General features: G+C 38.1%; 22 protein-coding genes and 1 riboswitch. Of the genes, 5 read left to right on the forward strand and 17 right to left on the reverse strand.

Going from position 1 to position 23,932, the window contains the following annotated elements:
* Nucleotides 1–4: 4 nt before the first annotated feature.
* Both QFZ28_RS18805 and QFZ28_RS18810 read right to left on the reverse strand, forming a co-directional pair.
* The gene (locus QFZ28_RS18805) at nt 5–1,474 is read right to left on the reverse strand and encodes an amino acid permease (protein WP_307197068.1); all 1,470 of its coding nucleotides are present in this window, start codon (nt 1,472–1,474) and stop codon (nt 5–7) included.
* A 191-nt stretch (nt 1,475–1,665) separates the two neighbouring features.
* A riboswitch (cyclic di-AMP (ydaO/yuaA leader) is annotated at nt 1,666–1,806 on the reverse strand.
* Nucleotides 1,807–1,944: 138 nt separating this feature from the next.
* Complete coding sequence (locus QFZ28_RS18810) at nt 1,945–2,094, reverse strand: hypothetical protein (RefSeq protein WP_307196065.1); 150 nt, start codon at nt 2,092–2,094, stop codon at nt 1,945–1,947.
* Between the two features lie 349 nt (nt 2,095–2,443).
* On the opposite strand from QFZ28_RS18810, the gene QFZ28_RS18815 reads away from it, so the two are divergent.
* Nucleotides 2,444–3,184 carry a metallophosphoesterase family protein gene (locus tag QFZ28_RS18815; RefSeq protein ID WP_307196066.1) on the forward strand — a complete coding sequence of 247 codons (741 nt, stop codon included), beginning with the start codon at nt 2,444–2,446 and terminating at the stop codon, nt 3,182–3,184.
* A gap of 49 nt (nt 3,185–3,233) precedes the next feature.
* On the opposite strand, the gene QFZ28_RS18820 is transcribed toward QFZ28_RS18815, so the two are convergent.
* From QFZ28_RS18820 to QFZ28_RS18835, 4 genes are all read right to left on the reverse strand, one after another.
* On the reverse strand, nt 3,234–4,193 hold the full coding sequence (locus QFZ28_RS18820; RefSeq protein WP_307196067.1) for an aldolase catalytic domain-containing protein: 960 nt from the start codon (nt 4,191–4,193) through the stop codon (nt 3,234–3,236).
* Nucleotides 4,194–4,387: 194 nt separating this feature from the next.
* Nucleotides 4,388–5,605: an MFS transporter gene (locus QFZ28_RS18825; RefSeq protein WP_307196068.1), complete on the reverse strand. Its 1,218-nt coding sequence runs from the start codon at nt 5,603–5,605 to the stop codon at nt 4,388–4,390.
* Nucleotides 5,606–5,932: 327 nt separating this feature from the next.
* Nucleotides 5,933–7,831 carry a peptidoglycan D,D-transpeptidase FtsI family protein gene (locus QFZ28_RS18830; RefSeq protein WP_307197069.1) on the reverse strand — a complete coding sequence of 633 codons (1,899 nt, stop codon included), beginning with the start codon at nt 7,829–7,831 and terminating at the stop codon, nt 5,933–5,935.
* Nucleotides 7,832–8,071: 240 nt separating this feature from the next.
* On the reverse strand, nt 8,072–8,701 hold the full coding sequence (locus tag QFZ28_RS18835; protein WP_307196069.1) for a hypothetical protein: 630 nt from the start codon (nt 8,699–8,701) through the stop codon (nt 8,072–8,074).
* Nucleotides 8,702–9,056: 355 nt separating this feature from the next.
* On the opposite strand from QFZ28_RS18835, the gene QFZ28_RS18840 reads away from it, so the two are divergent.
* Nucleotides 9,057–9,959, forward strand: coding sequence for a YhcN/YlaJ family sporulation lipoprotein (locus tag QFZ28_RS18840; protein ID WP_307196070.1), 903 nt, complete (start codon nt 9,057–9,059; stop codon nt 9,957–9,959).
* A 60-nt stretch (nt 9,960–10,019) separates the two neighbouring features.
* Here the strand turns inward: QFZ28_RS18840 and ligD (QFZ28_RS18845) are convergent, their stop codons facing one another.
* The gene (gene ligD, locus QFZ28_RS18845; protein ID WP_307196071.1) at nt 10,020–10,943 is read right to left on the reverse strand and encodes a non-homologous end-joining DNA ligase; all 924 of its coding nucleotides are present in this window, start codon (nt 10,941–10,943) and stop codon (nt 10,020–10,022) included.
* A 100-nt stretch (nt 10,944–11,043) separates the two neighbouring features.
* Here ligD (QFZ28_RS18845) and ligD (QFZ28_RS18850) point away from each other — a divergent pair, with 100 nt between their 5' ends.
* The gene (gene ligD / locus QFZ28_RS18850; protein WP_307196072.1) at nt 11,044–11,943 is read left to right on the forward strand and encodes a non-homologous end-joining DNA ligase; all 900 of its coding nucleotides are present in this window, start codon (nt 11,044–11,046) and stop codon (nt 11,941–11,943) included.
* 153 nt (nt 11,944–12,096) lie between these two features.
* Nucleotides 12,097–12,417 (forward strand): hypothetical protein, encoded by a 321-nt coding sequence (locus QFZ28_RS18855; protein ID WP_307196073.1) that lies wholly within the window; start codon nt 12,097–12,099, stop codon nt 12,415–12,417.
* 45 nt (nt 12,418–12,462) lie between these two features.
* Here QFZ28_RS18855 and QFZ28_RS18860 read toward each other — a convergent pair whose 3' ends face one another.
* The 6 genes from QFZ28_RS18860 to QFZ28_RS18885 all read right to left on the reverse strand — a co-directional run bounded on the left by QFZ28_RS18860 (nt 12,463) and on the right by QFZ28_RS18885 (nt 17,139).
* On the reverse strand, nt 12,463–12,804 hold the full coding sequence (locus QFZ28_RS18860; protein ID WP_307196074.1) for a hypothetical protein: 342 nt from the start codon (nt 12,802–12,804) through the stop codon (nt 12,463–12,465).
* Nucleotides 12,805–12,942: 138 nt separating this feature from the next.
* Nucleotides 12,943–14,346, reverse strand: a complete 1,404-nt coding sequence (gene thrC / locus QFZ28_RS18865) for a threonine synthase (protein WP_307196075.1) — start codon at nt 14,344–14,346, stop codon at nt 12,943–12,945.
* A gap of 145 nt (nt 14,347–14,491) precedes the next feature.
* Nucleotides 14,492–15,130, reverse strand: coding sequence for a DNA-3-methyladenine glycosylase (locus tag QFZ28_RS18870; protein WP_307196076.1), 639 nt, complete (start codon nt 15,128–15,130; stop codon nt 14,492–14,494).
* A 223-nt stretch (nt 15,131–15,353) separates the two neighbouring features.
* A complete protein-coding gene (locus QFZ28_RS18875; protein ID WP_307196077.1) occupies nt 15,354–15,536 on the reverse strand; it encodes a 4-oxalocrotonate tautomerase in 183 nt (60 codons plus the stop codon).
* Between the two features lie 25 nt (nt 15,537–15,561).
* On the reverse strand, nt 15,562–16,344 hold the full coding sequence (locus tag QFZ28_RS18880) for a 2-keto-4-pentenoate hydratase (RefSeq protein WP_307196078.1): 783 nt from the start codon (nt 16,342–16,344) through the stop codon (nt 15,562–15,564).
* Between the two features lie 18 nt (nt 16,345–16,362).
* Entirely contained in the window at nt 16,363–17,139 is a 777-nt protein-coding gene (locus QFZ28_RS18885; RefSeq protein ID WP_307196079.1) for a 2-keto-4-pentenoate hydratase, read from the reverse strand.
* Nucleotides 17,140–17,506: 367 nt separating this feature from the next.
* On the opposite strand from QFZ28_RS18885, the gene QFZ28_RS18890 reads away from it, so the two are divergent.
* Complete coding sequence (locus QFZ28_RS18890) at nt 17,507–18,856, forward strand: MFS transporter (RefSeq protein ID WP_307196080.1); 1,350 nt, start codon at nt 17,507–17,509, stop codon at nt 18,854–18,856.
* 97 nt (nt 18,857–18,953) lie between these two features.
* Here the strand turns inward: QFZ28_RS18890 and QFZ28_RS18895 are convergent, their stop codons facing one another.
* The 4 genes from QFZ28_RS18895 to QFZ28_RS18910 all read right to left on the reverse strand — a co-directional run bounded on the left by QFZ28_RS18895 (nt 18,954) and on the right by QFZ28_RS18910 (nt 23,820).
* Nucleotides 18,954–19,886, reverse strand: a complete 933-nt coding sequence (locus QFZ28_RS18895) for an AEC family transporter (RefSeq protein WP_307196081.1) — start codon at nt 19,884–19,886, stop codon at nt 18,954–18,956.
* Nucleotides 19,887–20,132: 246 nt separating this feature from the next.
* Nucleotides 20,133–21,575, reverse strand: a complete 1,443-nt coding sequence (locus tag QFZ28_RS18900; RefSeq protein ID WP_373428087.1) for a CitMHS family transporter — start codon at nt 21,573–21,575, stop codon at nt 20,133–20,135.
* A 54-nt stretch (nt 21,576–21,629) separates the two neighbouring features.
* A complete protein-coding gene (locus tag QFZ28_RS18905) occupies nt 21,630–22,316 on the reverse strand; it encodes a response regulator (protein WP_307196083.1) in 687 nt (228 codons plus the stop codon).
* Nucleotides 22,309–23,820, reverse strand: a complete 1,512-nt coding sequence (locus tag QFZ28_RS18910; RefSeq protein ID WP_307196084.1) for an ATP-binding protein — start codon at nt 23,818–23,820, stop codon at nt 22,309–22,311. The genes QFZ28_RS18905 and QFZ28_RS18910 overlap by 8 nt, the downstream gene beginning before the upstream one ends.
* Nucleotides 23,821–23,932 lie beyond the last annotated feature (112 nt).

A 23,932-nucleotide genomic window follows, 5' to 3' on the forward strand; every position in this document is an offset into this window, starting at 1 on the left:
TCGATTAATTATATTTTTTGTCAAAGTCAAACTCCACTTCCTCAAGTTTGACCACTTTTGTTTTCTTAATCAGTTTATAGCCAAAATATAAACTAAGGAAAAACGGAATGCCTAAGTATGCCGCTACCACACCGCCCCAATCTATCTGGTCGGAAAGAAAAGCTTGGAAATTCTGAGCTAATATAACGATAATTCCACAAGCGATCGCGAAGATTGGCCCAATCGGAAACCATTTTGCCTTATACGGTAACATGTCTAGCGAATGACCTTGAGCGATAAGGGCTTTTCGGAATCGATAATGACTGATGGAAATACCGAGCCAGAAGATAAATCCAGTTATACTGATTGCGTTCATTAACCAAATATAGACCATACCATCACCGAAAAATGAAGCCAAAAAGGCAAGCGCACCTATAGCACAGGTTAGAATAATACCTGCAACGGGAACTCCACGGTTGTTAAGTTGCCCAAATATCTTCGGCGCTTGTCCCGTCTTCGCCATCGAATACAACATGCGTGTTGAAGCATATAGACTAGAATTACCAGCTGATAATAAAGCAGTTAAAATAACAGCATTCATGAGTGAAGCAGCAAAGGCAATCCCAGCCTTTTCAAAAATGAGGGTAAATGGACTTACCATCACATTATCATTTTGTAAATTCGGATTAGTATAAGGAATAAGAAGCCCGATTACAGCAATCGCCAAAATATAAAAAATTAGGATTCTCCAGAAAACATTTTTAATCGCTTTTGGTACATTTTTTGCAGGATCCTTACTTTCACCTGCCGTAACCCCCACGATTTCTGTACCTTGGAAAGAAAAACCTGCTGCAATAAAAACAATAAAAACACTTAAAATACCGCCTGAAAAAGGAGCTTTATCCACTGTAAAGTTTTTAAACCCTACTGCTTCTCCTCCCATAATGCCGAAAATCATTAGCAAGCCAACAATAATAAATAGTACGATCGCTGATACCTTAATTAAGGATAGCCAATATTCCCCTTCCCCATAACCCTTAACAGATAAATAGTTTAATAGAAAAATAAGCGCCAAAAATGATGCACTCCATACCCAAGAAGGACTATCCGGAAACCAAAATTTCATGATCATGGTTGAGGCAGCTAATTCAGCAGCAATGGTCATCGCCCAGCTAAACCAGTAGGTCCATCCAATCGCAAAACCAAATGCTGGATCCACAAATTTCGTTCCATACGTGCTGAAGGAACCGCTTACCGGCATAAAAGCAGCCATTTCTCCTAAACTCGTCATGATAAAAAATACCATTGCACCCACTATAGCATATGCAAGCAATGCTCCCCCGGGGCCGGCTGTGCTGATGGCTGCGCCGCTGCTGAGGAACAGTCCAGTACCAATCGCTCCTCCGATTGAAATCATTGTTAAATGCCTGGATTTTAACTCGCGTTTTAATGTCTGTTCACTTTGTTGATCAACAGTTTGCTGGAATTTTTCCATTTCACGTTCTGGTAACATTTACTTCAGTCCTTTCATTTTGTAATAGAAAACGGTTACAAACGGATGAATGCTTTTTCCTTTTGAAAAGTAATATCCCCCTTGTAGAGAAACCTATTAAAGGAACAAAAAAGTGTCTACAAGTCATGGTAAATAGACTTGTAAACACTAAATAATCGTGCCACAAGTTCCACCTTCCTTCTCATAAACGCCTACGAGGTTAGCTGTCGGATTCGGGCCTCCTGAGTAGCCCTACCTTTAAAAAGGATTCACCCCTTGGATTGATAAATCCATATGGTTCCCCCGTGCCTAAACGGTTTCAGCGATTTAGAAATTTGAAACTATTTTCAATATTATAATAGTTGCTATTTTATGAAATGTAAAATATTTTTTTGCAAAAATATAAAAAATAGCCTTAAACTGCCTAAAACATTGTAAATACTTTTAATAATCGGAAAATTTTTTACTTTATTTTATTCAACTATATCAAAATCATTATAGTAGATCACCTCACTGAGAAATTTACAGCCTTTTATACTCTTGTACGTCGCTCTTGCTTCCTCTTGATTATCGAACTCAAACATTTGAATATTCTTTTCTAAATACACGGTAATAACCCACATAAAACATCCCTCTCTTCAATTTTTTCAATGCTGAAACTGAGCCTAAAAAATTCCGGATAAATCAATTCATTTTTTTTATTTTTTACTGTTGGCAACATAAAATCGTTTTATATACCTGTTCTTCTTTAATGCAATAAGTGTGCCAACTAGATTTCCAATAGAAATATACATTTACCTATTATTATCGAGGAATTACCGCAAAGACTTTTTGCTCTATGCCAAAATATTTTGCATAATATGTTTAAAAAGACAAAAATTCTCTTTAAATTTGCCAATTTCGGGAAATATACAGAAAATGAAGATACAAATAAAGAATTATTTTTATTTAAATCGTTAGGAGTTTAATAAAATGGAGAAAATTGCTATTATTTCAGATATTCATGGTAATATCCCTGCACTAGAATCGGTACTGGGTGATATAGATTCTAGACACATTAAACGAATTTTTTGCCTTGGTGATTTAGTTGGCAAAGGACCACAATCAAGCATGGCAATTCAAATGATCGAAAAGAATTGTGAAATGGTGGTGAGAGGCAATTGGGATGATTTCTTTCCTAAACCACAGGAGTCCGACACCATCAAGTGGCACCAGAGCCAATTAACGAACAGACAAATGAATAATTTAAAGGAACTGCCGTTTTCATTAGAGTTTATGATGAGCGGAAAACTAGTCAGAATGTTTCATGCTTCACCACGGAGTGTGTATGAAAGAATACAACCATGGGACTCTCTTGAACGTCGCTTAAGTATGTTCGAAAACACAGAACACACAGAAAATATAGCAGGAAAAAGAGAGCCTGATGTTGTTTTTTACGGAGATATCCACAATGCCTACCAGCAAACTATTAAAGGTAAGACATTGTGTAACGTCGGCAGCGTAGGAAATCCGCTTGATCTCACTCAAGCTTCCTATGCCATTCTTGAAGGAGAATATAACCAAAGCGAAAATGGAGTTTTTTCGATACAGCTAGTTCGAGTTCCATACGATATCGAATCATCCATACAAATAGCGAAAGAGATGGAAATGCCCGAGCTTGAGGATTATATTCAGGAATTAACAACAGCAAAATATCGGGGATTAAAAAAGTGAAGACAAAACAAGTACCTCTATCATGTGAGGTACTTGTTTTATGTTTAACCTATTTCGTCGCTGGAGAAACAGAGACTTCCGGTGATGTTACCTTGTCATAAAAATTGACAAATCTATCACGGTCTTCGCTGTCACGGTAAGCCATAGCGACACGTGGATGTTCATTGAGGACACCAGAAATCATATAAGGAATGATGTAACCCCACTCCCACTTTTGGCGCATTTCCAGCATGTGCTTTTCAATCATTCCAAGTACTGGCTTCAGTTCGTAGCTTGGTTTTTGGATGTAGCTGACAAGAAGTTCTGTGTTACAGTTACCTGCAGCACGTCCCATGCCATATACAGAAGAATCTAGGTATGTAACCCCGTTGTTCAATGCAGCTAATGTATTGGCAAATGCTAACTGCATGTTATTATGCGTATGGATGCCAAGCTGTTTGTTAGGGATCAACTCTTTGAATTTTTTTACTTGGTGCTCAATATCCGTTGGATCCAAGCTTCCGAAAGAATCAACAATATATACAACATCTACAGGACTTTCCCTCACCATATCAAATGCTTTCGTAAGCTGCTTTTCAGGTACGCTAGATAAAGCCATAATATTAAGTGAAGTCTCATAACCCAAATCATGAAACATTTGTACAAGCTCTAACCCTTTATCTACTTCACGGATGTAGCATGCCACTCGAATCATATCTAAAACACTTTGTTCACGTGGTAAAATGTCATTCGGATCTACACGGCCAATATCGACTAGAGCAGAAAACTTCGTGAATTTTTTCTCAGGGAAGATCTCTTTCAAAAAGTTATCGTCGAGAAATCTCCATGGATTTGGCTCAGTGGCATTTAGTAGTTTTGGGGAGTTCTTGTAACCAATCTCCATGTATTCAACACCAGCCGCACTTAAGCTATTATACAAGTCTTGAACAAATTCAACACTAAAATCCCAATTGTTAACTAAGCCCCCATCTCGAATGGTGCAGTCTAAAATTTTGCTACGATGTCCCATGAAAGTAATCCTCCTGTATATCCTTTTTTGTCAGTATTTGTAAGTCATTTACTTTAAAGTACTAAAATTCTTACTGTGTTTATATCATGTTTCCTTTGGGCGAGTCAATGCTATTTTCCAAAAATTCATTTATTTTACAATAAAAAGCCATTCCCTCCTACACGAATGTTGGAGAAAATGGCTTGTTAATTCACTCACACTGCTTTGGGTAATGTATTGATTTCTTCTTTTTTACCATTCCCTTTTTGCAAACTGATCATTGCTATAAAAGAGATACAGTAAAGTAATGCTAGGTACGTCATCGCTACCGTTACATTTGCATGCTGCAGGATATAACCTACTAAAATAGGAGATAATCCCCCTAAAGCCCTGCCAAAGTTAAAGATTGTATTCGTTGCGGTACTACGAATTTCTACTGAATAATACTTGCTAATTAAAGCTCCATAACCTGCAAACATTCCATTCGAGAAGAACCCGACAATTGCACCGCCAATTAGAAGTCCTGTGCTGCCTGAAGCAAAGGAATATAAGAAGACCGCAACAGCGGAAGCCGCTAAGAAGATTCCATAGGAGCGTTTCATTCCGAAACGATCCATAAATTGGCCAAATGTTAACATACCTGCAATCATACCCGCTGCTGTACTGATGGTCCAAAGAGCCGAGCTTGAAACGGATAACCCTTGAGATTGTTGAAGCATGGATGGCAGCCAAATCATTAAACCATTATAACCGGCGATTTGAACGGTTGCCATTATGGCTAAAGCGAATGTTGTTAATGCAATTTTAGGAGTAGCAAATAGTTGCTTTAATTTTCCTTGTTTCTTAATGAGTTGCTTTTTCTTTTGTGAAGCCAGCCATTCAGGTGACTCGTCTAGTTTCTTTCGTACGATAAAGGCAAATATAACCGGAGCTAATCCAACGAAGAACAATCCTCTCCATCCCCAAGAAGGAAGGATCATCGCACTAAGAAGTGCCGCAAGGATAACTCCGTATTGAGCACCGACACTAACGTATGATGACGCGCGCCCCTGTTTATTTTTAGGCCATGCCTCAGCGACTAGCGCCATTCCAATCCCGTATTCACCACCTGCTCCTAAGCCAGCAATAAACCTAAATAAATATACTTGTTCAATATTTTGTGCGAGCCCGGTTAACGCCGTTCCGACTGCAAATAATAGAATTGTATAGGTAAAAATTCTAACTCTCCCAAATTTATCTGCTAAAATACCGAAAATAACTCCCCCAGCTAACATTCCTAAATTAGTAATGGAGGAAATAAGTCCACCAGCTGCCATATCAATTTGAAACTCCGCAATAATCATCGACATGGCAAAGGATATAAACATGATATCCATGCCCTCTAATGTTAAACCCGCTACTGATGCAACTACTGTTTTTTTACGATAATCCATTCTTGTTGTCTCCTTTCGAGCCTCACAGGACTCAAATTAAAAGATTTTGCTCAAAAAGAAAATGCCTTTCCATCCAAGGGACAAAAAGGCATTCATAGACATAATAAATATGTATGAATTTAACATTCGCCTTTTTGGCCTCTCTGGACCAGATTTAAAGGGATTTAATTTCAACTAATAGTAACATGATAATAATAAGGTGACAATATTTTTTATAATATACCATTAATCTCCAAAAAGTAACAACTACCTACCGAAGTAATCCATTCAAGTAAGAAAGGACCTTTCTATTGTATCGTGAAGGACCTTTCCTATTTTTATTTATTCTCAAATATAATAATCAAGTATCTTTCTTCCAATTGACTTATTTATACCACTACTATCATTTTCCACATTAGGAACGACAACTGAAATGGATACCTCCGGATTTTCATATGGAGCATACCCGACTAAGGTTAAATTATAGTTATAGCCTACATTTCCATTAGAAACTTGAGCTGTACCCGTTTTTCCAGCAGGATCATAGGAAGCACCCCTGAATGCCGATGCTGCGGTTCCCTGATTTCCGTTCATGACGAGATGAAATCCATTCTGAACCCGCTCGATATAGGCGCGGTCCATATCCACTGTATTTAAAACAATGGTTTGAAATTCTTCTATAACTTCTCCAGACTTACCGTTTTCATTACTAGGTTCACGTACTTCCTTCATGAAATGTGGCTGAACTCGCTTGCCGTCATTAGCAATGGTTGATATATATTGAAGTAGTTGAAGAGGAGTGTACGTATCAAATTGACCAATGGCGAAATCCATTAAATTCCCTAATTTTTGTACCCCGCCATTATAACCTGTTGCTTCATCAGGTAAGTCAATTCCTGTTTTTACTCCAAGGCCAAATTGACCAAAGTACTTTCTCATCATCTCATAAGCTTTTTCTGGATTTTTAAAACCTAATTTTCTGGCATAATCATAATCCCCGATTTTCATCGCAATATGGAACATATAAACATTGGATGACCGTTCAAGTGCGGTTAAATCATTGATATTCCCCATATTTACGTAAGATTTTTTAACAGGTGTTCCACTAATTTTAATGGGAGAGTCGACGAATGTATCCCCGGGTGAGATTACACCAGTTTCATATCCAGTTAACACTGTTGCTCCTTTTACAGTTGATCCCATTGCATAAGAGTTATAAAATGCGCCATATAATTCATCAGCTATTTTATTATCAGATTCCTTTTTCCCTGCAATCGCTAATATTTCACCAGTAGTCGGATTGCTCATTACCACGTACGCACTTTGAGCACCTTCGTCCTTTTTTAATTCTTCTTCAATGATTTTTTCCACCTCTTGTTGAAGCTTTAAATCAATGGTCAAAATCAAATCTTTTCCGGATTCCCCTGCCGTTACCTTCACGTCAGAGATCTTACCTGTAATATCTTCAACATAAGTTTGTTTTTCTTTTGTTCCACGCAGTACTTCTTCGTATTGCTGTTCTAGAAAGCTGGTTCCAACCAAGTCACTCAATGCATAATCATCACTTTTGTACGAATCTGCTTCTTCTTTGGGAATTTGTCCTACATTTCCAAATAACTGACGAAGGGTGTCACCATAAACGTATTTACGTTCAGAATCAATTTTCACCTCTACTCCGGGAAGTTCCTCTAAACGCTCATTCACTGTGGCAATTTCTTGGATTGTTAATCCAGATTTGATTCGATTTACCGAAGATGAATCTACATCCATTTCTCTTTTAATAGCCAGTACTTCCATTTCATCGGCAGGTATACTTGCTAATTCTTGTTCGGTAATTCTCTCTAGAATAAGTTGATATTCTTCACTATCATCTAGGTTCTTTTGTTCTTCGCTCGTTAATTTTGCATAAGCTTCCTGTTTTCTCGTTAAAATCCAGTAATCCTCTTTATCCCGCTCTGTTACTTTTTCTGTTGTCATATTAATGATTCCAGCTAACGTCTTGGCCAAATCTAGTTTGTCCTGCTGGGAATCTTCGCTTGAAGGATTTGCGTAGGTTAACGTATAAATAGGTTGGTTTTCAACTAACACATTTCCGTTACGATCATAGATTTTCCCACGGGGTGTATTCCAAGAATAGACATTTTTTGTAGTTTTTTGACTCTCCGCTCTATATTCTTCCCCTTGGACAATTTTATTTTGCCCAAACGAATAATCAATATGGAAAATAGCAAAATGACAATAATAAATAGAATACGTAACCGAGAGCTAAGTAGTTTGTTTGGCTTTTTCTCTATCATTCTTTTCCTCCTTCCTAATACGTATAAAAAAGGAAGCTTGGTTAAATCCATGATACCGTCAAGATATGAATAAAATATTAATAATACTGTAATAGACTTTGAACCTTTAGCGGCTATTTTTTGATGGCGCAATTTTTCAAAAAAAAAATAGGATAGCCAGCTAGCTACCCTAAATTCAATCGAACTAATTTTATTTTGACTTGTCAAAGAAATGTAGCTTTCCACCCTTATGAGGAAATAGATTTAGTTCCTTTGCTTTATCTGCATGGTTTGTGATAATTTCCTTAAAAAGTTCGTCAGCAGATTTATTTTTTGTTTCTATTCCCAACTTCTCTGCTGCTTTGAAAATCCTTTTTTCCCGGACTTCATGGGCTATGGTGTGAAGATCCTTGTTATCAGTTGAAATCCCCAGCTCTTTGGCATCTTTTTTAATTTTTGTTTCATGGACCTCTCTAGCTAAATCATGTAAATCTTTTCCTTCAGTGGCGATTCCCAACTCTTTTGCATCCTTTTTAATTTCGGTTTCCCATACTTCCTTCGCTAAAGCTTCAAGGTCTTTACCATTGCTGTCGATCCCCAGTTCCTTAGCCTTTTGTTTAATTATTGTTTCCTTAACTTCTTTTGCAATGGTCTCTGTGTCTTTTCCATCTGTTTCAATCCCCAGTGATTCTGCCTTCTTTTTAATAAACTCAGGATCATGCTTGAAATGTCCACGACCATGGACTTCTAATTTTCCCTCTGTTGCTGCGTAGGTCTGGACTGAACCAAAGAGCCCAAACAATAACGCAATGGCACAAAAAGACATATACATCTTTCTCATCGAGTATATTCCTCCTAACATAGTTTGGGTATTACAGATGATAGGTTGTCCAAGGATTGTTACCAAATTATGAACATACTGTTAAAATTTGTAACTATTTTGCCGAGTGAGGAAAAATCTTGAATTAGTAACGTAGATAATAATAGTTCTCGTCCTAACACTCTCCGTTCATTATTATTATCTATTTGAGGATGAGAAAGATACTGAATAACTATACCTTCAAAATTTACTAAAAAACTGAACATATATGGATTTTCCTTTAAAGCTATTTTTTGTCATTTCTCCTCCCGAATAGTTCCACTTAGATGAGCCACGATATATGTGTAAGATATTTTTTTGAGGAGCTGACAAAACTGTGAAAAAAGGCTTGATTACTTTCGTTTTAACCTCCACTCTCATCGGTTTAACTGGCTGTGCCGGAGATAATCAAAATGCAGGCGGGGATAACAACGGTGGAAACTTAGGGGTAAATAACGTTAGAAACAACATGAGAAACAATGATAACAATGGGATTACCGGAAGAAATGTATCAAACCAAAATTTAAAAGTTTCAACTCGTGCCACCAACAATGTAGAACGTTTAGGAGAAGTGGACCAGGCCCAAGTAATTATCCGTAATAACGACGCATATGTCGCTGTGCGGTTAAACAATCAGCAAGGTACTACTGGCGATCGTACTGGAACAGGTACAACGAATAACATGGGTGGAAATGGCAATAATGCTGGAAATACCCAAAATACCGGCAATGGTAATGCTGGGATTACAGGAACCAACACAAATGCTGGCAATAACGGGACGACCGGAAACAACACAAACGCCGGGAATACCGGGATTACTGGAAACTATACGAACTCTGGGACCACTGGTACTACAAATAACAACTTGAACACCGGGGCTGGCGCAATAACAGGAAACAACACTGGTGCTGGGACTGATCGTATAACTGGAACCAACGCAAACACCGGCAATACTGGGACTGGCGGAACAGGAACAAATACAGGCAATACTGGCACGAATATGTCTGGTAACAATGGAACCGGCGGTACCAACTATAAAGAAGTATCCACTCGCCTTGAGCAAAGAATCGCTGACCAAGTAAGGGCAGCTGATAAAAAAATTCACAAAGTGTATGTTTCATACGACAACGATTTTTACAACCAAATGAACACCTATACCAATGATATTCAAAATGGACGAAACAGAGACGGTATCTGGGATGATTTTACTGATACTGTCGGAAGGTTCTTCGATTTATAATCCAATGGGAAAAACTGTCGAATTCACGAATCGGCAGTTTTCCCGTTTCAATTAAAAAAATTAGGTTCTTTCCAACACACATTCGTGAGGAGGAACCTCAATAAACCCTTCGATACTTGGCTGTCTCATGGCCCCGCCTTCGGTCCACTCAGCGAATTTTATCTTAACCGTTTTTACTGGCCGTACCCATGTAGCATGCGCATGGCGTGGAGGTGTCTTGCTAAATGGATGTTCATCTGTCACCAATCCGCTTAACTCTTTCGTTAAATCTTTCCAGTTATTGACGGTCATTTTCCCAGTCCCTGTATGGCCCACGTAATTTAGGTTCCCTTTATTATCATACAAGCCGAGCAGGATGGAATTTACGGTATCATGCCTCAATGTAAAACCTCCGATGACAGCGATGATATCACGATAATTTTTTACTTTAAGCCAATCATCCCGCTTTTTTCCAATTGAATACGGCGAACTGATCCTTTTCATTATAATCCCTTCCATACCTTGTTCCTTAATGGCATGAAATAAAGCTTCAGCTTCAGTCATAGAAGGAACTAGCTGAATATGTTCGTTAGGAGTGATAATGTCCCCAAGTATTTGATTTCTTTCATGAAGCGGTTTGTTATGAATCCACTCGCCATCCAAAAAAAGCACGTCAAAAATCATATATATAATCGGAACAGATTCTACAGCCAGTTTTATGCGTTCTAAATTCCGCAAACCATCTCGTCTCATTACTTGCTGAAAGGATGGCCTTCCATCTTCCCCTAATGAGATCACTTCTCCATCTAAAATCACGGAATTACTTGAACAGTATTCATGAATGGGTATAATCTCTGGAAAATGAAAGGTCCGTTCATTCTTTTTTCGATTATAGAGCCGTACTTCTTGATTATCGGAATAGGTAAGAATTCTAACACCGTCCCATTTAACTTGTGCAATCCATTCCTCCCCTGTCGGAATAGCATCACTGCTAACAGGCTCCATTGCAAAAATCGGTTCCAGTTTGATCCACCACCATTGTTAAATAATACATAGTTTTAACCATTATCACTGAAAATATAGAGTAGAACAGGAGGTTTTACGTATGGGACAAATAGAGGTTGATGGCCATCTCATTGAAATTACACACCCTTATAAAATTATTTGGCAAAATCAAGGCATTACAAAAATGGACTATATTCAGTATTTGCTAGATGTTTCTTCTTATCTAATACAGCATGCCAAAGAACGATTATTAATGATTTGGGTTTATCCTCACGGTATATCTGGCAAGAAAATTGAAAAAAGATCACTTCCCGAGACGGCACCACAATGGGTCTGCCATACTTTCTATAAGGGAAAGGAGAGAATCTTGTTAAATGATCGGGCCACCTTAGTCTGGGCCGCAAACTATGGTGCGATTGAATTTCATGTTCCATTTGATCGACACGATAAAACCGATTACCCGCTGGAAATGGTATTCGATTTAGATCCTCCTGAGGATAATAGCTTTAATCTTGTGTTAGAGGTAGCAATTAAGTTGAAGCAACTTCTGGAATCACTTGGTCTAGCCTCGGTCCCTCGTACATCAGGTTCCTTAGGCATGCAAGTATTTATTCCGATTCAGCCCAATTATACATTTGAACAAACCAGAAAGATCAATACCTTTGTTGCTCAGTATTTTGCTGAGCAAATGCCGCAGCACGTAACCCTTGAACGAATCGTTTCAAGAAGAGGAACCAAACTTTATTTCGATTACTTGCAGTTATGGCGTGGGCGGACAATGCCAGTGGTTTACTCGGCGAGAGCAAAATCTGAACCAACCGTAGCAGCTCCTCTGACTTGGGAAGAGGTTGAAGCGGGGATAAGGCCGACAGATTTCACAATTTTAAACATGCAGCAAAGGATACAAGTAATGGGGGATTTGTTCAATCCCGTAACATCAGAAAAACGTAATCAATCACTAGATGATATCCTTAAATTTATTGAAAGAAATAAAGTTTAACGATTGAGAAACAGACCTTATTAGTTCCTAAGTGCCTGTATTGCGCTAAGGTTTTTAGGACAAAACTAGAACCGGAGAAGAATGCAAACCATAAGAAAAAATCTAAGAACATTTGATAAGGGAAGGAAAAATTTTGTTAAAGGAGGAAATCCAATGACCAAAGAAGAGGTAGTGAAACTTTTAGTACTGATTGAATCCGTTTATTCGAATTGCATATTTAAGGACGATACAGTTCTGCAATGGTTCCAATTTTGTTCTCAGATGGATTTTGAGAAAGTGTTCGCGAAACTGAAAAAACACATTCGGAAAAGTCCCTTTCCTCCTGCGTTTAGTGATATTGCAGTATTCTATTTTGATGAAAATCATTTTCTTGCAACATTACAGGAATGGATGGCGGAAGAATGCGAATCTAAATCAAACAAAAGAGTACCCTTACCTGCCTGGCTTACCGAATATTCACCAAGAAAATCATAGACCATCCTCGGTACAGGATTAACTAAGCTTTTCCATTTGAGAACATTACTTATTTAAAAAGATCGTACCGATTGCAATTAGAACAAGACCTAAAATAGAATAAACTGAGATCTTCTGCTGTAAAAACAATATAGATAAAAATGTAACAACAACTGCATATACCCCCGTTTGGATACCACCAAGCATGACCGTATTTCCAAATACTTTGCTGCCTTGAATGAAACCCCATGAAAGGACAATGTTTCCCAAAAAAGAAAGAGGAAGAAAATATACATTAAATCTAATGCTGTCTTTTAAAGTTGGTTGAAAAAAATAAGCTGATAGTATTGGTAATAAGGAAAAAACAATAGCACCAAAAATAATTGCCCCAATTACTAATAATTTCAAATAAACACCTCTTTTACTCTTTTAGTGTTACTTTCTCCAAAGGCGGATAGCATATTCTATTTCCATTGTAATATCGATCATTTATTAAGACGGCAAAAAGGCACCTTCCTTTTCAGGAAGGTGCGCAAACTTTTGGCTTTATTTTGTCGTAAAACTAAAAAGCTTTTCTAAATGGCGAACGATTTCACCTTTATCAGCTTCAACAACTTCTAGATACTGCGGTTTATTAAACAATTGGCTGATTTGTTCAGGGAATGTCTGCTGGATATGACAACGCTCAATGGATTCATTAAACTTTGCCGGATGAGCAGTTGATAACGTGACACAAATCTCGCTAGGTGTATTACAACTTTCGTATGCAGCTACCCCACAAGCAGTATGTGGATCTAATAAATAACTGGTCTCGGTATTGTACTTACTGATTGTTTGCAAGCATTCTTCCCCATTCACTCCATGTGCCGCAAAATCCTCTTGCACTTTATAAAGCAGCTCGTCGCTTACAACAATTTTTCCTTCTGATTTGAATTTCTCCATTAGGTCCGACACGGCCTTTGGATCTTCTTCAAGCAAGTAATAAAGATAGCGCTCAAAATTGCTTGCTACTTGGATATCCATAGAAGGGCTGAATGTGCTGCGGAATTCACCAGGCTTGTACACTCCCTCTTTGATAAAACCTTCTAAAATATTATTTTCGTTGGTCGCAACGATGAGTTTACCAACCGGCAGTCCCATTTTCTTGGCAAGGTAACCAGCAAAGATATCTCCAAAATTACCTGTCGGAACACTAAAGTTAATATTCTTTACATCCGTTTCTTTTTTCACTTGGAAATACGCATAGAAATAATAAACCGTTTGCGCCATGATTCGAACAAAGTTAATAGAATTGATCGCACGCATATGGTATTTGTTCTTAAAATCCACATCTGCAAACAATTCCTTGATGATTCTTTGCCCATCATCAAATGTTCCTTTAATCGCTAAATTGAGGACACTTTTGTCATCAACCGTGGTCATTTGTAATTCTTGTACCTTACTTACTTTGCCAAGGGGGTGCAAAATGCAAATGCGAATGCCTTCTTTTCCTCTGACACCCTCAATCGCGGATGCGCCCGTATCCCCTGAAGTAGCGCCGAGAATATGAATAGACTCGCCTGTCTTTTTGGATACATAGGAATATAAATTTCCTAAGAATTGAAGCGCAATATCTTTAAAAGCAAAGGTCGGACCATGGAATAGTTCTAGAACATACATGTTATCCTTCAACTTTTGAACGGGTGTTACCTCTGGATGGCGGAAGGTTGCATAGCTTTTCTCAATTAATTCTTTCAACTCATTGTCTGGTATTTCACCATCAACATAATAGGAAAAGATTTCGTATGCTAATTCCTGATACGTTAACTTAGACATAGCTTCTAACTTTTCTGCAGGAATTTGTGGGATTTTCTCCGGTACTAATAATCCACCATCATTTGCCAGTCCCATTAGGACTGTGTCGATAAAACCAATTTTACTTACATTGCCGCGTGTACTAACAAAGTTCATAGCTGCCTCCAATATATTTTAAAAGTTTTATTGCCCCTGTTTAGAAGTGTAAGAATGTGACCTTTTAAAGTGCTAAAATATAAATTTCATTTTAACATAATTGAGTGAATAGTCTAGAAATTATTGTTTGAATTTTCATTAATTATTAACATTTTGTGCTTTTTATTTCATATTCAGATTTTTGATGTCTTGAAACAAACTTATTATTAGTAATCCAGAAACGCCATGGATAATCCTTGGCTTCACCAGAGTTGTCAATTCCAATCCTTTTTCCGACTGATATACTTTCCGGGCAAAAACCTTTAGCAATATATAAAGGTAGAAGTGTAAGTGAGCTACCGTAGTCCTCCATTGTAATGCCCAATGATTTTGTCAGTTTTCCAGGGCCATTAGTCAAATTATTCAGGTCTTGAATTCCTCTCCTGGTTTTCATCAGTTCAATACCATACCGAGGTTCAAGAGCGCGGACCAGTACGGCTTCAGGGTTTTCTTCACCGCCACTGACCACATTGAAAAGGCAGTGGGTATGCATTTGATAGGTATAGGCAAGTCCAGAACGATGGAACATGACCTCCGTTCTTGCCGTCCGCCTATTATTGTAACTATGCGCAGCTTTGTCACCTGGGCCGATATATGCCTCTGTCTCTACTATATACCCTGCGGCCATTCCCAGATTAGTTTCTTTTACAAGGAGGCACCCGAGCAATGCCTTTGACAGTTCTAGAGTAGGCTGTTGATAAAATACCTGGGGTAGTGGAACGATTTCTTTTTGACATTCACCCATGACAGTGCCCTCCCTAAAGATGATTTTCTTATTGTTTTACCCATATTAAGGAGAATTAAAAACAGAGTATTTATTTTAGAGGAAATGTAAAAACACACCCTCCTGCGCGGAAGGTGCCTTGTTAGTAATCTAGCATTGGTTAATATTAACCATTATAAATTTCCTTTTTTAGAAAAGCACCAACTTAACGTGACAGTATCTACGACCATGATAAGTCAGTTTCTTATTTTTCTACAGGTTCCCCAGCTTTTCCCCAATGCGTTTTCGGAATCTCAGTTACGAGTACTCTTATATTTTCTTTTGGAGCATCCAAGGTTTCCGAAACTGTATTCGTTACATTTCGAATTAACTCAGCTACTTTTTCTTTTGGTCTTCCTTCCATCATTTGCACTTGTATAATAGGCATGAAAATCCCCTCTATTTACGATTTTTTAATCTGTTACGGTGAATGATACTTCGCCGAAACCATCAAATTTTCCAGTAACGACATCGCCAAAGTTTAACTTAACGGCTGCCGTAATGCCGCCAGTCAGAATCACATCACCCTTGCGAACTTTCTCACCCTTTCTTGCCAGCATATTGGCAAGCGTAGCCACAGAATGGGCTGGGTGTCCTAGGACTGCAGCTCCAGCACCTAATTCCTTGATCTCACCGTTAATTGAAAGCGTTGCTCCGACAAGATCGAGTTCAAATTGTTCCGGTTTTTTCAAGGTTGTTCCAAACACAACCCGAGAGGTTGAGGCATTGTCCGCAATAACGTCCGGCAGCGTAAACTGGAAGTTTTCATAACGGCTGTCGATGATTTCCAATGCCGGAAGAACGTATTCCGTTTTCGCGAGAACCTGCGCCCCGGTTATTCCAGGACCTTCAAGATCTTCTCCCATCACAAAAGCAACCTCTGCTTCTACTTTAGGATGAATCACATCACTTAAACGGACTTTGCCGCCATTTTCAATCAACATATAATCGAAAACATAACCATAAATAGGCTCTTCAATGCCCATTTGCTTCATCTTGGCAAAGCTGGTTAAACCCATCTTTGGACCAACGATTCTTCTGCCTTCATTTAATTTGCGGTTTACGATTTCTTGTTGAACAAGATACGCTTCCTCCACCGTCAAATCGGGCTTCAGGCTCACAGTAACCTTGGGAACTTCACGCCTTTCCTCCTCCGCTGAAACGAGGTAATTGGCTATTTCCTTGTATTGACTCATAAAAATTTCTCCTCCGTTCTAAAAATGGACGCTTACCTGCCCAATATGTGCGAATCTTGCCGTAAATGAATCTCCTGTCCGAGCTTCTATTGCTGCCGATAAGGCTCCTGAGAGAATCACTTCACCTGCACGCAACGGGATATCAAATTCTGACAGCTTATTAGCCAGCCAAGCAACACAATTTGCTGGATTGCCTAATGCCGCCGCTCCAACCCCTGTATTGACTAACTTACCATTTTTATAAAAAGCCATTCCGATTAGTTCAAGATCAATGTCTTCAACCTTAACTGGCTTCCCTCCAAGTACATAAAACCCAGAAGAAGCATTATCAGCAACTGTATCGGCCAGTTTAATCTTCCAATCCTTTACTCTACTATCAACGATTTCAAGCGCTGGAACAATATACTCCGTTGCCTGAAGAACATCTAGAGCAGTAAGATTTGGTCCACGTAATTCTTTTTTTAAAATAAAGGCAATCTCCGCTTCTACCTTTGGCTGTAACACTTTCTTGGTGGAAATAAAACCTCCGTTTTCAACCACCATGCTGTCTAATAGATGTCCATAATCCGGCTCATCCACACCTAATAGATTCTGCATGGCCAGGGAAGTTAACCCGATTTTTTTTCCTACAATTTTCTGTCCTTGTTCTACCTTTTTCTTTATATTTTCCAGCTGGACATAATAGGCTTCCTTTACTGTCAGCTTAGAATCCATTGAAGTAAGCGGTACAATTCCCACTAGTGTGGACTCTGCTTCTGCCAATGTTTTAGCAAACTCTTCTATTTTACTCGTCAACTTACTTTCACCCTTTCTAAAGCTAAATTTATATATTTTCATAATTTAATGGTAACGCTTGCGAGTTTCAATTACAACACTTGTGCTATATTCAACTACTAGGCAATGATCAGAAACCAACGCCGCCATAAATTCATTAACTATGCATATTTATATCACTACTTAGTTGTTTTGAGGTGGATGGTGATATGTACCCAATTTATTATTAATATTCCGAAAAATATAAATATTATATTGAAAATAAAACCAATAATGATTATAATCTCTAATTAGAGAACTATGATTACTAAAAGTAAAGTGTATTTTGAATTCTCTCATATTTTGGTAAGCGTTATCAATGAAAATTCATTTTTTAGGAGGAAGAAATATGACATCGATTAATTCTGCCGAAGTTATTGCCAACAGCAAATTCAACCGCTTTCATTTAGGGTTACTATTATGGAGTTTCATCATTATCTTGTTTGATGGCTATGATCTGGTGGTCTATGGAACGGTTGTACCAAGTTTGATAAAGGAATGGAATCTTTCATCGGTGGAAGCAGGAGCAATCGGGACCTATGGGTTATTTGGAATGATGTTTGGGGCAATCTTTTTCGGTACATTAGCTGACCGTATCGGCAGAAAGAACGTGATTGCAATAACATTAGTACTGTTTAGTTTATTTACATTCCTTTGCGGCTTTGCTAAAACCCCTACTACTTTCTCAACCTTTCGTTTCTTAGCTGGCTTGGGTTTGGGCGGAATCATGCCAAATGTTATCGCACTATTAACTGATTATGCACCGAAAACAATGAGAAGTATGATTGTAAGTATCGTATTATGTGGATATTCTGTTGGGGGAATTCTTGCTCCCTTAATAGGGATCTTCTTAATGCCAACATTCGGATGGGAAGCAATCTTCTGGTTTGCGGGTGTTCCTCTACTATTTTTGCCTATCATGTATAGACAGCTGCCCGAAACAGCCAGCTATCTTATCCGTACAGGTAAAAAAGAAAAATTGATTGCAACCCTTGCTAAAGTAAGTCCAGAATCGCATTTTAGTCAAAATGATGAGGTTATCGACTTAAAAACACAAGGAACTAAGGTTCCTATAATAGGATTATTTAAAGAGAACCGAGCCTTCAGTACGGTTATGTTTTGGACAGCGTTTTTCAGTTGTTTATTGATGGTTTATGGTTTGAATACTTGGCTTCCAAAATTGATGATGGAAGCAGGTTATGGATTAAATTCAAGCTTAGGGTTTCTCATTGCCCTCCAAGGCGGAGCCATTATCGGGACACTCATAATCGGACGACTTTGTGATAAATACGGTTCAAAAAAAATGCTTGTTCCCATGTATGCCTCAGGCGCCGTGGCTCTGACACTTCTAGGATTCGGAGGAAATACATTAATAATCTATTTATTAGTAGCTATTGCCGGGGCTGCAACCATTGGTGCACAAAATATTGTGCAAGCATACGTTTCTCAATACTATCCGCCATCTATAAGATCTACAGCATTAGGGATGGCTTCTGGAGTCGGCAGGACCGGTGGTATGCTTGGTCCCCTATTAGGAGGATTCCTATTATCCGTTTCTTTACCCATTCACTTAAACTTTATCGCCTTTGCGATTCCTGGCTTGATTGCAGCCGCCGCCCTCTTCATGGTGCCTATCAAAAATGCCTATCAAAATGAAAACGATGCCAAAGAAGAAATAACTAAAGTTCATGTAAGTTAATGGATTAAAAGAGTCTCCCCTTGTAAAAAGGGAGACTCTTTGCATTTTTAAAAACGATTAAGTTATCAAGGACATTGGAAAAACAACTTCACTTCCATTATCCAATTCCGAAGAGTATTTTTGATAGATAAACTACAATCGTAACAGTAATACCGCTTAAGATAGTAGTCAATAGGACTGCTTGTGAGGCATACTCTGGATAATTATCATACTCAAGTGCCAATAAAGCACTATTTCTTGAAGAAGGAAATGAGCTGGCAATAAATAGTGCCTGAGCAGTTATTCCTGTTAATCCAAGACAAAATATAACTACTAACCCAATGAGAGGAGAAATAATCAGCCGGCCGATTACAATCCAAACTATGGGTCTAGAAATTCGTGTAATTTTTAAAAATGCCACTTGAGCTCCAAGTGTGACGAGAGCAACTGCCAAAAACGCATTTGATGAATTTTCAATTGGCTTCCACAAAAACGGAGGTATATCAATATGGAGGCATTTCAACAATATCGCCAGTAATAAAGCGTAAATAACCGGAAGACGGATAATTTTTCGTATAATATCTCTACCGCTGCTTTGGGCAGAGACGCTGTTGAAGAATCCATATGTAAAGGTAAGGAGATTCTGAAAAATAGAAATAATAATCTGTATCGACATACCAGCTGGATTAGCGGCAAAAACTAGTTCACTTACAGGGAGACCATAATTACCTGAATTACTCAATACCATGCTGTTTTTAAAGGTTGCTGTCAGCTTGCGGTCAAACTTATTGGCTTTGGCAACGACCATACTAGTAAGGATAAGGGCAATATTAAAAACAATTAGAAATACTAATGTTTGGCTAATTAACTCGCTTGACATTTTGCTCTGATAAATATTTACAAAACAAACAGCGGGCAATAAGAAATACACCGTCAATGTTGACAGTGTAGATAAATCCATCCTTATTAAACGCTGTAGTACAGCGCCTGCCCCAATTAATAGAAATATCGGAAAAATGATGTCCATCAAGATATGAAACAAAATATTCATACAACTAACCTTCTCTCCATCTAATGAAAAAAAGAAAAAATGCAAGTTATTAAAAAATAAATTGCATTTTCCTATTTCTTATACCACCTGATCATTAAAATAAATTACCTCAGATAGAATCTTACAACCTAAAACATTATTAAAAACTTCTCTGGCTTCTTCTTCTGAATTAAATTCAAACATTGAAATATTGTTTCCCTTTGAATAAACAGTGATTATCCACATAACATTCATCTCCACTCTATTTTAAAAAGGAATAATTGATAAACCAATAGCGACAACAATCATTACCAATGTCGAACCACAGGCCCATTTTAGAAATGTACGCTGTAATTCCCCAAAATCTTCTCCAACCAAACCGACCAATAAGTACGTTGAAGGTACAAGCGGGCTTAATAAATGAACCGGCTGCCCCAATAATGACGCTCGGCCAATAAACTCAGGGTCAATTCCATATACACTTGCAGCTTTGGCTATCAAGGGCAAAATCCCATAGTAAAAAGCATCATTTGACATAAAAAACGTTAAAGGTGCACTAATGATCGCAGTAATAAGTGCAAACTCAGAACCAAGTACATCTGGAATATATGAAATCATGGTGTTAGCCATGGCATCAACCATTTTCGTTCCTGAAAGAATTCCAGTAAAAATACCTGCGGCAAATACCATTGAAACTACTGATAAGGCACTATCAGCATAATTTGCAATACGTTCTTTTTGATCACTTATTTTTGGATAATTTAGCGTAATCGCCAACGCGAATCCAAGCATAAACAATACAGTTGTTGGCAGTGCTTCTTTAATTAAAGCTACTAAAAGAAGGATTGTAATTAAATAGTTAATAAGTATTAGCTTTGGGCGTTTTAGGTAAACGTCCTCAGATGTTGCCGCCGTCATAGCCATCGTGTCGTAATTCACTTGAAGTATTCCGATTCGTTTCCGTTCTTTTCTCCCAAGACAGTATGCCATGAACAATACGAACAATATCCCCCCCGCCATGCTGGGTATTACCGGGGTAAAGACATCTGACATCTCAAGATTTAATGCGGTCATCGCTCTAGCAGTAGGTCCGCCCCATGGAAGGAGGTTCATAACACCTGAAGCAGATACAGCAATTCCAGCAAGAATTAATGGTTTCATGCCAATACGCTTATACAAAGGCAGCATGGCAGAGATGGTAATGATGTATGTAGTTGTTCCATCCCCGTCAAGGGATATTAAAAGAGCAAGTACTGCAGTTCCAATAGCTATTTTTACTGGATCTCCCTTTACTATTTTTAAGATGGTAGAAATAATAGGATCAAATACTCCTGCATCAATCATGATGCCGAAAAAGAGAATAGCGAACAAAATCATAATTCCCGTTGGAGCAACACTTTTTATGCCTTCAAGCGCCATTGGCCCCATCTCCTTACCAAAACCGCCCAGCAATGCAAAAATGACAGGAATCACTATAAGGGCAACCATAGCGGGAAGCCGTTTCGTCATAATTAAAATCATAAAAGTGATAATCATTAAAAACCCTAATATTGCAAGCATCGTCTTCACCCCTTTTGTTTGTAAATTAAATATAATCAAAAAATTCAGTTGTGAAAACGTTACCAAAATAAAGTTATTAACGTAAATTAAATTGATTTTGTACATATTGTTCATGGATGAGGGGTATTTTTCCAAATCGAGATAACTCATTGTGGATTACTTAAATAACTATGTAAATAACAAAAGGAGGGTCGGTCCCCCCTTTTACAACACTGAATAATATTTCCTTTCCGGTCTCCCCACTATTCCATAAACCACTTCTGCTCTTACTTCCTGATTGGAGGAGAGATATTCCAAGTACCTTCGTGCCGTTATCCGAGAAGCACCAATTTCCTTCCCTACCTCTTCTGCAGAAAGTCCCTCTCTTCTGTCGTGGAAAACAGCCTTAACTTTTCCTAAGGTAATTTCGTCAATTCCTTTTGGCAATCCCGCGCTCTTTGTTGGTGCTTCACTTTTCCCTTTACGGAAAAGCAAATCTACGTAATTCTGATTTACTTCTTGTGCGGCTGAAAGAAGTGCATGTTTTTTAATATAATCCTGAATAACTTCATCAAATCTTTCCCTGCTTACTGGTTTGATTAAGTAATTCTCAACACCATAGCTTAATGCTTTTTCAAGGAATACTTTATCTGTTGCTGCAGTTATCATAATAATACTGACTTTCGGGAAATTCTCCCGGATTGTAGGGAGTAACTCAGAACCAAGCCTATCCGGCATATACACATCTAGAAGCAGTAAATCTGGAGTTTTCTGCTCTAATAATTGCAAAGTTTGCTCACCATTCAAGGATTTGCCAACTACCTCTATTTCCTTAAACTTTTCCAAAAATTTCTCATGTATATCAGCTATTCGAAAATCGTCTTCCGCTATAGCCACTTTTATCTTATCCAATATTTTCATCCCCTTGCACATTCTTCGGGAGATAAACGGTGAAAACAGTTCCGCTTTCTGAATTGCTTTGCACCTCAATAATCCCATTCAATTCCAATACTGCCTCTTCAGCATTTGATAAGCCATATCCCCTTGGCTCAGTGCCAGTCTTAGAGGTATAACCTCTTTCAAAAAGAAAAGGAATTTCTACATCACTTATTCCCTTGCCATTATCTGAAATCTCAAAAATAATATCGCATCCAATATCTGTTGCGAAAAACTTAACCGTCGGATGATTCTCACATTCATAGACTGCTTCAAAGGCATTATCTAGTAAGTTTCCAAGAATCACGATTAAGTTTGATAGTTTAACATGCGATGGTAAACTATCCAAATAGCTATCTGGAATAATATCAAACTTAATTTTCCTTTCTGATGCTTTTCCTAACTTCCCTAACAGGATGGCCTGCACTTTTGTATCTTTAATTTGGTTAAAAACCACTGAATTCTGAAATTGTAGTGTTTCTGTCTCACTTTGTATCATGGCGATTGCTTGGTTGTATTCACCAAGCTGAAGCAGGCCCAATAAAACATATAATTTATTGGTAAACTCATGCGTTTGGGCACGAAGATCTTCCGAATAACTTTTTACTTCGGATATGGTATTTAACATTTGCTTAATTTCTGTTTTATCACGAAAAGAAGCGACAACCCCCTTAATACCTGTTTCATCGATGATTGGAGTACTATTAACAATAACCGTTTTATCTTTCCAGACCATTTCTATATCTGTTTGAGCGTTTCCTGAACGTAATACCTCATACAAATATTTTGAAGGAAAAAGTCCATCCACTTTCATATTTTTGACTGTTCCCTGAAGCTGCAGAAGCCTCTTCGCCTTTTGATTCATCATCGTAATGCAGCCTTTATTATCTATCGCTAAGATACCTTCTTTTACGGCATGCAGGACAGCGTTTTTCTCTTTATATAGAGTTGCAATTTCATAAGGCTCAAGCCCCATGGTATCCCTGCGGATGTTACGTCCTAGTAACATACTGCCTAGAAGGGATATTAAAAGGGCGAAGAAAGAAACAATGAGCACTCTCGTGATGTTATTTAAAATTTGCTGCTGGACATCTTCAAGAAGAAAACCGACAGAAACAATTCCGATTATCTCTCCTTGATCATTAAAAATAGGAGATTTACCTCTAATAGATGGTCCAAGTGAACCCTCTGCCTTTGAGATATAATATTCCCCATGCATAAGTGCTCTTTTATTATCTCCGCCTTTCATCTTCTGCCCAATTTTTGTAATAATAGGATGCGCATATCTCGTTCCGTCTCTATTTCCAATGACTACAAATTCTGCACCTGTTTCTTTTCGAATTTTTTCCGCTATAGGCTGTATCGTTTTAGAAGGGTCGCTCGTTTGAAAGGCCTCAATGATCGTCGGAATAAATGAAACTGTTTTCGATAATTCCAATGCGAGCCTTCCCTTGTTTTCCTCTATTTGTTTACTTTCCATATAACTATAAAATCCTGTCATTAGCAGGATTAATAATAAACTTAGCGAGAGAACCAGCCCGAATATTTTTGTTTGCAGGGTAACCTTTATTGACTTCAGGCAGAAAACCTCC

Source organism: Neobacillus niacini (genome assembly GCF_030817695.1).
GTDB classification, from domain to species: Bacteria; Bacillota; Bacilli; order Bacillales; family Cytobacillaceae; genus Neobacillus; species Neobacillus niacini_F.